Origin of the sequence: Streptomyces sp. NBC_00016 (assembly GCF_045040885.1) — a bacterium.
GTDB lineage: Bacteria > Actinomycetota > Actinomycetes > Streptomycetales > Streptomycetaceae > Streptomyces > Streptomyces coriariae.
On sequence record NZ_CP108304.1, the window covers coordinates 2,450,504 to 2,461,488 of the forward strand.

Annotated in this window: 9 protein-coding genes; all 9 read left to right on the forward strand. The window is 70.8% G+C overall.

The window, feature by feature from the left end:
* Positions 1-127 precede the first annotated feature (127 nt).
* The 9 genes from OG933_RS10795 (at position 128) to OG933_RS10835 (ending at position 10,947) form a co-directional block, all read left to right on the forward strand.
* On the forward strand, positions 128-1,321 hold the full coding sequence (locus OG933_RS10795; RefSeq protein WP_405626723.1) for a sensor histidine kinase: 1,194 nt from the start codon (positions 128-130) through the stop codon (positions 1,319-1,321).
* Complete coding sequence (locus tag OG933_RS10800) at positions 1,318-2,001, forward strand: response regulator (RefSeq protein WP_405626726.1); 684 nt, start codon at positions 1,318-1,320, stop codon at positions 1,999-2,001. Before OG933_RS10795 ends, OG933_RS10800 begins: the two co-directional genes overlap by 4 nt.
* Positions 2,002-2,183: 182 nt before the next feature.
* On the forward strand, positions 2,184-3,422 hold the full coding sequence (locus OG933_RS10805) for a cysteine desulfurase-like protein (protein WP_405626727.1): 1,239 nt from the start codon (positions 2,184-2,186) through the stop codon (positions 3,420-3,422).
* A gap of 72 nt (positions 3,423-3,494) precedes the next feature.
* Entirely contained in the window at positions 3,495-3,932 is a 438-nt protein-coding gene (locus tag OG933_RS10810) for a Fur family transcriptional regulator (RefSeq protein WP_362268826.1), read from the forward strand.
* A 67-nt stretch (positions 3,933-3,999) separates the two neighbouring features.
* On the forward strand, positions 4,000-6,219 hold the full coding sequence (gene katG, locus OG933_RS10815) for a catalase/peroxidase HPI (RefSeq protein WP_405626730.1): 2,220 nt from the start codon (positions 4,000-4,002) through the stop codon (positions 6,217-6,219).
* Positions 6,220-6,520: 301 nt separating this feature from the next.
* Positions 6,521-8,011 carry a family 43 glycosylhydrolase gene (locus OG933_RS10820; protein ID WP_405626731.1) on the forward strand — a complete coding sequence of 497 codons (1,491 nt, stop codon included), beginning with the start codon at positions 6,521-6,523 and terminating at the stop codon, positions 8,009-8,011.
* A gap of 93 nt (positions 8,012-8,104) precedes the next feature.
* Complete coding sequence (locus tag OG933_RS10825; protein ID WP_405626732.1) at positions 8,105-9,553, forward strand: family 43 glycosylhydrolase; 1,449 nt, start codon at positions 8,105-8,107, stop codon at positions 9,551-9,553.
* A gap of 97 nt (positions 9,554-9,650) precedes the next feature.
* Positions 9,651-10,418, forward strand: coding sequence for a polysaccharide deacetylase family protein (locus OG933_RS10830; RefSeq protein WP_405633345.1), 768 nt, complete (start codon positions 9,651-9,653; stop codon positions 10,416-10,418).
* Between the two features lie 88 nt (positions 10,419-10,506).
* Positions 10,507-10,947 (forward strand): SRPBCC family protein, encoded by a 441-nt coding sequence (locus tag OG933_RS10835; protein WP_405626734.1) that lies wholly within the window; start codon positions 10,507-10,509, stop codon positions 10,945-10,947.
* Positions 10,948-10,985 lie beyond the last annotated feature (38 nt).

A 10,985-nucleotide genomic window follows, 5' to 3' on the forward strand; every position in this document is an offset into this window, starting at 1 on the left:
AGCCCTTCCCACACCCACCCCCGCCCCTCCCCCGGCCGCGGCCGCGGCCGCGGCCGCGGCGCCGGACAGCCCGGCGCCGTGGCCGACGGTGTGTGAGTATGTCTGCCTTTGAACGTCTCGGAGCGTGATGAGCACCAGCTGGCAGCGCCGGGCAGCCACCCGCCCGAAGTCCGTCGAGGCGACGACGCTGGTCGCGTTGTCCGTCTTCACCGTCTCGGGTGTCGTCGTCACCCGGGCGGTGATGCCGCAGGCGCCGATCCTGTGGCCCGGCGTCGCCCTGTCCGTCGTCGCCTGCGCCGCGCTGTACCGGCGCCTGGACCGCCCCCTTGCGGTCCTCGCCGTCACCCTGCTGTGCACCATGGGCCAGGGTGCCCTCGGCTACCTGCTGACCCCGCTGGTGATGGGGCCGCTCCTGTGGGCGCAGTACACGGCGAGCGTGCGGACCCCTCGCCGCGCGGCCCGCAACAGCGCGCTGACGGCCGCCGCCGGCATCGCCGTCACCGGTCTGTTCGTCCCCTCGTTCCACGACTCGCCGATGCTCTCCATCGTCAACCCGGCGGCCTGGGTCCTGATGTCCGCGGCCTTCGGCGCCTACGTCCGGGTCCGTCGTGAGTACGCCGCGGCCCGTGCCGAGCACGCCGACCGTCAGCGGGAGGAGGAGGCACGGCACCGGGTGATCCAGGAACGGATGCGCATCGCGCGGGAGCTGCACGACGTGGTCGCCCACCATCTGACCCTGGCCGACGCGCAGGCGGGCACCGCAGCCCACCTCGCACGGGCCGACCCCGGCAAGGCCCTCGAGATCATCGGCAGGCTTCCGGAGACGACGGCCGCGGCGCTGCGCGAGCTCAAGGCGACCGTGGGACTCCTGCGCGAGGACACCGACCCCGGACACGACCTGACGCCCGCACCGGGACTCGGGCAGCTGCCCGACCTGGTCGACGCCTGCTCGGCGGCCGGCCTGGAGGTGAGCGTCACCGTCGAGGGCCCGTCGCGCCCGCTGACCCCCGTCCTCGACCTGACGGCGTACCGGATCGTCCAGGAAGCGCTGACCAACGTCAGCAAGCACGCGGCGACCCGCACCGCGCGGGTCCGGGTCGCCCACACCCCGCACCACCTGACCCTGACCGTCACCAACGACACCGTCCCCGGCCGCCCCGTACCCGTGCCCGGTCCGGGGCGCGGCTTCGGTCTGCTCGGCATGCGCGAGCGCACCGCGGCGGCCGGCGGCACCTTCCACGCCGGTCACCGCCCGCGGGGCGGCTTCGAGGTCGTCTGCACCCTTCCGCTCGACCGTCCAGACGAAAGTCCCGCCTCATGACCATCCGTGTCCTGCTCGCCGACGACCAGGCCCTGCTCCGGGCCACCTTCCGCATCCTCATCGAGTCGGTCGCGGACATGACCGTCGTCGCGGAGGCAGCCGACGGGCAGGAAGCCGTCGACCTCACCGAGACGCACCGGCCCGATGTGGTGGTCATGGACATCCGGATGCCGAACGTCGACGGAGTGGCGGCCACCGCCGCGATCTGCGCCCGGCCGGAGCTGTCGGGGACCCGGATCCTCGTCCTCACCACCTTCGAGGACGACCGCAACGTCGCGAAGGCGCTGCGCGCCGGCGCCGGCGGCTTCCTCGGCAAGGGCGTCAGCCCCGAGGTCCTGCTGTCGGGCATCCGCACCGTGGCGGCCGGCGACTCCCTCCTCTCCCCGCTCGCCACCCGGGCCCTCATCACCCGGTTCCTGGCGGGCCCGGACACCGACGACGTCCCCGCGCTCCCCGGCCTCCTCAAGACCCTGACCGACCGCGAGCGCGAGGTGATGGCGCTGGCCGCGTACGGCAGGTCCAACGCGGAGATCGCCGCCGAGCTCTTCCTGAGCCCGCTGACGGTACGCAGCCACATCCAGCGCGCCATGACCAAGCTCGGCGCCCGCGACCGCGCCCAGCTCGTCGTCGTCGCGTACCGAAGCGGCCTGGTGAAACCGCCTCCGGCCGAGCACGACTGACCGCGGCGCTCCGCGGCGAACGGCCCGAGGAGGAGGCCCGTCGGTCCACTCCCCTCCCGGGCCAGGGCGGGGAGCGCGCCAGGTCGTGGGCGAGGTGCGCGGCCCGGGTCGGGCCCCGCCCTACGAACACCTCGGTCGTGGCTCCCTGGTGGGCCGCGGGTCCGGGTGCCAGAGTCGGGGCCATGGCCATCGACGTCGCCGCCCTCCGGGCGCACTTCCCCTCCCTCACGCAGGGTCTCGCCTTCTTCGACGGACCGGGCGGGACACAGACACCCACCCCCGTCGCCGAGGCCGTCACCAGGACGATGACCGGTCCGCTGTCCAACCGGGGGCTGGTCAGCGCGTCCGAGCGCAACGCCGAACAGGCCGTCGCCGGCTTCCGGGCCGCCTACGCCGACCTGCTGGGCGTGCCGGAGACAGCCGTCGTGCACGGGCGCAGCGCCACGCAGCTCACGTACGACTTCTCCCGGACGCTGGCCAAGGGCTGGCGGCCCGGTGACGAGATCGTCCTCAGCCGGCTCGACCACGACGCCAATGTGCGCCCCTGGATCCAGGCGGCGGAGCGCGCCGGGGTCACCGTCCGCTGGATCGAGATCGACGGCGCGAGCACGGAACTCGACCTCGGCTCCTACGAGCGGGCACTGTCGCCCCGGACCCGGCTGGTCGCGGTGACGGCGGCCTCGAACGTGCTGGGCACCAGGCCGCCGGTGCGCCGGATCGCGGACCGGGCGCACGAGGTGGGCGCCCTGCTGTTCGTGGACGGGGTGCACTACGCCGCGCATCACCTGGTGGACGTGCCCGCGCTGGGAGCCGACCTGTTCGTCTGCTCGCCGTACAAGTTCCTCGGACCGCACTGCGGGGTGCTCGCCGGTTCGCCCGGCGTCCTCGAGGCGCTCGTACCGGACAAGCTGCTGCCGTCGCCGGACACCGTGCCGGAGCGCTTCGAGTTCGGGACGCTGCCCTACGAGATCCTGGCGGGCGCCACCGCGGCCGTGGACTTCCTGGCCGCGCTCGACCCGATCGGGCCGGGGCGGCCAGGGGTGGCCGGGGACGCGCCGGGGACGGCGGGGTCGCGCAGGGAGCGGCTGGCGCGGTCGCTGCGGTCCCTGCACGACCACGAGAACGTGGTGCGCGCCCGGGTGGAGGAGGGGCTGCGCGCGCTGGGCGACGCCGTCACCGTCCACTCCAGGGCGCGGGACCGCACCCCGACCGTTCTGATGAGTTTCGAGGGCCGGGACGCACGCGAGGCACAGGAGCATCTCGCCGCCCGGGGTGTCGTGGCCCCGGCGGGCTCGTTCTACGCCTACGAGGCCTTCACCGCGCTCAAGCTCGACGATCCCGCGCTGCGGGTGGGACTCGCGCCCTACAACGACACCGAGGACGTCGACAGGCTCATCGACGGGCTCGCCTCGTTTCTCTGACGTGTGCCGTTTCCCAGACTTGCACCGTTCGTTTTCTTGAATGGTTCGTGTTTATGAAGTAGGTTCGTCGCCATGACAGCACCCCGTACACCGACCACCGCCGAAGAGCTGCGCGGTGTCGGCCTGCGGGTGACGGCCGCCCGTGTGGCCCTGCTCGAGACCGTCCGGGACGGCGACCATCTGGGTGTCGAGGCGATCGCCACGGGGGTGCGCGGCCGCGTGGGCCACATCTCCCTCCAGGCCGTCTACGAGGCCCTGCACGCGCTGACCACCGCGGGACTCGTGCGCCGCATCGAGCCCCCGGGCAGCCCCGCCCGGTTCGAGGGACGCGTGGGGGACAACCACCACCACCTCGTCTGCCGGTCCTGCGGCGCGGTCGTCGACGTGGACTGCGCCGTCGGCCACGCCCCCTGTCTGACCGCCTCGGACGACCGCGGCTTCGCCATAGACGAGGCCGAGGTCATCTACTGGGGCCTGTGCCCCGACTGTTCCACCGCCCCCAGCACCTGAGCGCCCGCGGGACCCGACGCCTGCGGTACCTGAGCATGTGATCCGACCAGCCCAGAAGGATTCCCCCATGACCGAGAACCATGATGCGATCGTGACCGACTCGAAGGCGGCGGAGGCAGGTGGCTGCCCGGTCGCGCACGGCGGTCGCGCCGCGCACCCCACCCAGGGCGGTGGCAACCGCCAGTGGTGGCCGGAGCGCCTCAACCTGAAGATCCTCGCCAAGGACCCCGTCGTGGCGAACCCGCTCGGCGCGGAGTTCGACTACGCCGCGGCGTTCGAGGCCCTCGACCTGGCGGCCGTGAAACAGGACATCGCCGAGGTGCTGACCACCTCGCAGGACTGGTGGCCCGCCGACTTCGGCAACTACGGCCCGCTGATGATCCGGATGGCCTGGCACAGCGCCGGCACCTACCGCATCAGCGACGGCCGCGGCGGCGGTGGCCGCGGGCAGCAGCGCTTCGCGCCGCTGAACAGCTGGCCGGACAACGCCAACCTCGACAAGGCCCGCCGTCTGCTGTGGCCGGTCAAGAAGAAGTACGGCCAGTCCATCTCCTGGGCCGACCTCATGATCCTCACGGGCAACGTCGCGCTGGAGACGATGGGCTTCGAGACCTTCGGCTTCGGCGGCGGCCGCGCGGACGTCTGGGAGGCCGACGAGGACGTGTACTGGGGCCCGGAGACCACCTGGCTCGACGACCAGCGCTACACCGGCGACCGTGAGCTGGAGAACCCGCTCGGCGCCGTCCAGATGGGCCTCATCTACGTCAACCCCGAGGGCCCGAACGGCAACCCGGACCCGCTGGCGTCGGCCCGCGACATCCGCGAGACGTTCCGCCGCATGGCGATGAACGACGAGGAGACCGTCGCCCTGATCGCCGGTGGTCACACCTTCGGCAAGACCCACGGTGCCGGTCCGGCGGACAGCGTCGGCGACGACCCCGAGGCCGCCGCCCTCGCGCAGCAGGGCCTGGGCTGGAAGTCCTCCTACGGCACCGGCAAGGGCGGCGACGCCATCACCAGCGGTCTGGAGGTCACCTGGACCTCCAAGCCCACCCAGTGGAGCAACGACTTCTTCGACATCCTCTTCGGCTTCGAGTGGGAGCTGTCGGAGTCCCCGGCCGGCGCCAAGCAGTGGGTGGCCAAGGACGCCGAGGCGATCATCCCCGACGCGCACGACCCGTCGAAGAAGAAGCTCCCGACGATGCTCACCACCGACCTGGCGCTGCGCTTCGACCCGATCTACGGCGAGATCTCGCGCCGCTTCCACGAGAACCCGGCCGAGTTCGCGGACGCGTTCGCCCGCGCCTGGTACAAGCTGACCCACCGTGACCTGGGCCCGAAGTCCCTGTACCTCGGCCCGGAGGTCCCGGCGGAGACCCTGCTGTGGCAGGACCCGCTGCCGCAGGCCGAGGGCGAGGTCATCGGCGCCGAGGACATCGCGGCCCTCAAGGCCAAGGTCCTCGACTCCGGGCTGAGCGTCTCGCAGCTGGTGTCCACCGCGTGGGCGTCGGCCTCCACCCACCGGGGCAGCGACAAGCGCGGCGGTGCCAACGGCGCCCGCATCCGCCTCGAGCCGCAGCGCGGCTGGGAGGTCAACAACCCGGACGAGCTGGCCCAGGTGCTGCGCGTCCTGGAGGGTATCCAGCAGGAGTTCAACTCCGGCGCGAAGAAGGTCTCGCTGGCCGACCTGATCGTCCTCGGTGGCGCCGCCGCCGTGGAGAAGGCCGCGGCCGACGCCGGCCACGTTGTGGAGGTCCCCTTCACTCCGGGCCGCGTGGACGCCACCCAGGAGCAGACGGACGTCGAGTCGTTCGCCGCGCTCGAGCCGACCGCCGACGGGTTCCGCAACTACCTCGGCAAGGGCAACCGCCTGCCGGCCGAGTTCCTGCTGCTCGACAAGGCGAACCTGCTGACCCTGAGCGCCCCCGAGCTGACCGTCCTGGTCGGCGGCCTGCGCGTGCTGGGCGCCAACCACGGCCAGTCCTCGCACGGCGTCTTCACCGACACGCCGGGCAAGCTGACCAACGACTTCTTCGTCAACCTGCTCGACCTGGGTACGACGTGGTCGTCGACGTCCTCGGACCAGGCCACCTTCGAGGGCCGCGACGCCGCCACGGGCGAGGTCAAGTGGACCGGCACCCGCGCCGACCTCGTCTTCGGCTCGAACTCCGAGCTGCGCGCGGTCGCCGAGGTCTACGCGAGCGACGACGCGAAGGCGAAGTTCGTGAACGACTTCGTCGCCGCGTGGGTCAAGGTCTCGAACCTCGACCGGTTCGACCTGATCTGATCCCGGCCTCCCCGGAGGATCGCAGAGGATCGGGAACAGCAGAACAGCAACACAACGGCCCGAACACGGCCGGCACATCCAGGGCGTCCGGCCCGGTCCCAAGCGACCGGGCCGGGCGCCCTGGCGCGTCGCGCCGCCGACCGGCCGTGCGGTGACGGCTGTTGCCCCGACGGGTCACCGGTGCCGGTGAGGCTGTCGAAACCATTGACGAGGACATACAGGCGCCCTATCTTCTGGCCGAAGTTACGAACCATGTTCGAAATCCCGGACAGGCAGTTTCACGGACAAGGGACGGTCCTGTATGCCTCGGAAGTACCGCCGCAGACCCCTGCTCGTCTGCGTCCTGGCCCTTCTCGTCGCCCTGGTGGCGGCGACTCAGCCGGTGGCCGCGGCCGACGGCCGCCCGTACACCAACCCGCTGAAGTCGGCCAAGGGCGCCGACCCCTGGCTGGAGTTCTACGACGGCAACTACTACCTGATCACCACGACGTTCACGGGCGTCCTCGGCATGCGCAAGGCGCCGACCCTGGCGGGCCTCGCCACCGCGCCCACCGTGCAGGTGTGGTCGGACACCACCTCGACCCGCAACACCAACATCTGGGCACCGGAGATCCACCGGTTCAACGGCCACTGGTACCTCTACTACTCGGCCGGCCAGGGCGGCACCGCCTGCTGCGACTCCCAGCGCACCCACGTCCTGGAGAGCGCCGGCACCGACCCGCTGGGCCCCTACACCTACAAGGGCTCCCTCACCGGCTCCAACCTCACGCCGGGCGGCTGGCTGATCGACGCGAGCGTGCTGCAGGCGAACGGAAACCTGTATCTCGTCGGAAGCGGTTTCGTGAACGGCAGCGCGCAGAGCCTGGTCATCGCGCCGATGAGCAACCCGTACACGCTGTCCAGCAACACGTTCACGGTGATTTCCAGCCCCACCCTGGACTGGGAACGGGTGGGAGCGCCCGTCAACGAGGGCCCGGAACCGCTCTACCACAACGGCCGCACCTTCCTCAGCTACTCCGCCAGCTACTGCCAGACCGCCGACTACAAGCTCGGCCAGCTGGAGTTGACGGGCAGTGATCCGCTGAACCCGGCGTCCTGGACCAAGAAGCAGACGCCCGTCTTCCAGCGCAGCGACACGGCCGGCGTCTACGGCCCGGGCCACAACGGTTTCTTCACCTCACCCGACGGCACCGAGAACTGGATCGTCTACCACGCCAACTCGTCCGCGAGCGGCGGCTGCGGAAACGGCCGGACGACCCGCGCCCAGAAGTTCACCTGGAACGCCGACGGCACCCCGAACTTCGGCACCCCCGTCGCCCTGGGCACGACGCTCCCCGGCCCGTCCGGCGAGACGGCGGCGACCCCGACCGCGTACACCCTCGTCAACCGCAACAGCGGCAAGTGCCTCGATGTCGAAGGCGGTTCCACGGCCAACGGCACGAACGTCTTCCAGTGGACCTGCACCGGCGGCACGAACCAGAAGTGGCGGATCGAGGACCAGGGTGACGACACCAGCCGGCTGGTGAACGTGGCCACCGGGGGCGTGCTGGACACCGCCGACTGCTCCGCCGCCGACGGCGCCGACCTGCGCCAGTGGTCATGGCTGAACAACAAGTGCCAGCGTTTCCGTCCCGTCTTCACCGCGACCGGCGACTACGTCCGGCTGGTGAACGAGAACAGCGGCAAGGTCGCCGACGTCGCCGACTGCGGGACCGCGAACGGCACCGACGTACGGCAGTGGACCTGGCTGAACAACACCTGCCAGCAGTGGCGCCTCGTGCCCACCACCTGAACCCGGCACCTTCTCCCCCTGCCCCTGCCCCTTCTGCTCCCTCTCCCTCTCCCTCTCCCTTCCCTCCCCACTCCCTCCGTCAGGAGAACTCCCTTGAGACGCAACGCCGTTCGGCTGATCCTGGACGGCCTCGTCGCCCTCGCGGCCGTCCTCACCGGTGTGGGCGCCCCCGCCCAGGCCGCCGTGCCCGACTCCCCCGCGGTGACGTACACCAACCCGATCGCGGAGCAGCGCGCCGATCCGCACATCTTCAAGCACACCGACGGCTACTACTACTTCACCGCCACGGTCCCCGCGTACGACCGCATCGTGCTGCGCCGGGCGACGACCATCCAGGGCCTGTCGACGGCCCCGGAGGTCACCATCTGGACCAAGCACAGCAGCGGGGTCATGGGCGCCCACATCTGGGCGCCGGAGATCCACTTCATCGACGGCAAGTGGTACGTGTACTTCGCGGCCGGGTCCACCACCGACGTCTGGGCGATCCGGATGTACGTCCTCGAAGGCACCGGCGCCAACCCGCTCACCGCGACCTGGGCCGAGAAGGGCCAGATCAAGACCACGTGGGAGAGCTTCTCGCTGGACTCCACCACGTTCGTGGTGAACGGCGTCCGCTATCTCGCCTGGGCGCAGCGCAACCCGTCCGAGGACAACAACACCAGTCTGTTCATCGCGAAGATGACCAACCCCTGGACGATCTCGGGGACCGCGGCGGAGATCTCTCAGCCGACGCTCTCCTGGGAGACGATCGGCTACAAGGTCAACGAGGGTCCCGCGCTGATCCAGCACGGCGGCAAGGTCTTCATGACCTACTCGGCGAGCGCGACCGACGCCAACTACTGCCTGGGCATGCTGACCGCCTCCGCGACGGCCGACCTGACCGACCCGGCGTCCTGGACCAAGGGGACGCAGCCCGTCTTCACCTCGAACGCCTCGACCTCGCAGTACGGGCCGGGCCACAACTCGTTCACGGTCTCCGAGGACGGCAAGTCCGACATCCTCGTCTACCACGACCGCAGCTACAAGGACATCACCGGTGACCCGCTGAACGACCCCAACCGCCGTACCCGCGTACAGAAGGTGTACTGGAAGGCGGACGGTACCCCCGACTTCGGCATCCCGGTGGCCGACGGGGTCACCCCGCAGCGCTTCTCCTCGTACAACTACGCGGACCGGTTCATCCGGCACTGGGAGTACCGCGCCCGCATCGAGGCCGGGGTCAGCCCGCTCGCCGACTCGCAGTTCCGGGTGGTCACCGGTCTCGCGGGCACCGGCACGGTCTCCCTGGAGTCGGCCAACTTCCCGGGCTACTACCTGCGGCACAAGAACTTCGAGGTGTGGCTGGAGAAGAGCGACGGCACGTCGGCGTTCGCGTCCGACGCGAGCTTCTACCGGCGGGCCGGTCTCGCCGACTCCGCGGGGGTCTCGTACGAGTCGTACAACTACGCCGGACGCTATGTCCGTCACTACAACTACGTGCTCTATGTGCAGACGCCGAGCACGGCCACGGACAAGGGAGACGCGACCTTCTACGCCCAATGAGGCCCTGTCCGGCCTGAGGAGCGCATGACGACCGAGACTATACATAGGGTGTATACGCTCTATGTATAGTCTCGACATGCCTTCTCTGACCAGGAAGATGAAGAAAACGGGGGCCAGGTTGCGGGCCGTTGCCATCTCGGCGGCGGCCGGCTGCCTGGCGGTCACGCTGACCGGCTGCGGCGCCGCCGACATCACGCACCCGAGCGCCGCCCGCGCCCGCCCCGCGGCCACCACCCAGGCCGCCCGCTTCGGCACCGTCGACTGCCGTGAGGCGAAGTGCATCGCCCTCACCTTCGACGCCGGCCCGAGCGAGAACTCGGCCCGGCTGCTCGACATCCTGAAGGAGAGACAGGTCCCGGCGACCTTCTTCCTGCTGGGCGAGCGGCACATCGAGAAGTACCCGGAGCTCGTCACCCGCATGGCCGCCGAGGGACACGAGGTGGCCAGCCACACCTGGGACCACAAGATCCTCACGCGGATCACCCCGGAGGAGATACGCGAGGAACTCCAGCGCCCCAACGACGAGATAGAGCGCCTCACCGGCCGGCGCCCCACCCTCATGCGCCCGCCGCAGGGCCGCACCGACGAGACCGTGCACGAGATCTGCCGCGAACTGGGCCTCGCCGAGGTGTTGTGGACGGTGACCGCCAAGGACTACACGACGACCGACTCCGCACTGATCCAACGCCGGGTGCTCGCCCAGGCCGACCGGGACGGCATCATCCTGCTGCACGACATCTACGACGGGACCGTGCCGGCCGTACCGGGGATCATCGACGCGCTGAAAGAGCGCGGATACGTTTTCGTGACGGTTCCCCAACTGCTGGCGCCGGGGACGGCGGTGCCCGGGCACGTCTACCGCTGACCCGGCCGGCACACGCGAAGGTGAGTCCGAACCTGTGAGCCGGAGGGTAATCCTCCGTCGGACGGCTCCGACTCCCTACGATCAACGCGTGGTCTTCTTCCAGCTCGAACGCACGGTACCGCTTTCCCCGGACGACGCCTGGCGTCGCCTGACGCAGTGGTCCCGGCACGGCGACGTGGTACCGCTGACCCACGTCGCCGTGCTCACCCCCGCGCCGACCCATGAGGGCACGGTCCTCGTGGCGCGTTCGGGTCTCGGCCCCTTCGCCTTCGCCGACCGGATGGAGGTGACCGTGTGGCAGCCGCCGTCCGAGGACGAGCCGGGCCGGTGCCGGCTGGAGAAACGCGGCCGGGTCGTCCTCGGCTGGGCCGAGATCGAGGTACGGCCGGGCCCCGGCGGGCGGGCCCGGGTGCTCTGGCGGGAGGAGTTGCGCGTGCGCTTCCTGCCGCCCCTCTTCGACCCCCTTCTGCGGACCACGGCCCGCTCGGTGTTCGGGCGCGCGGTCAACCGGCTGCTCCGCGGCCGGTGACGGTGCGAGAGTCGCAAGGCCCGTGCCAGGCTGGGGGC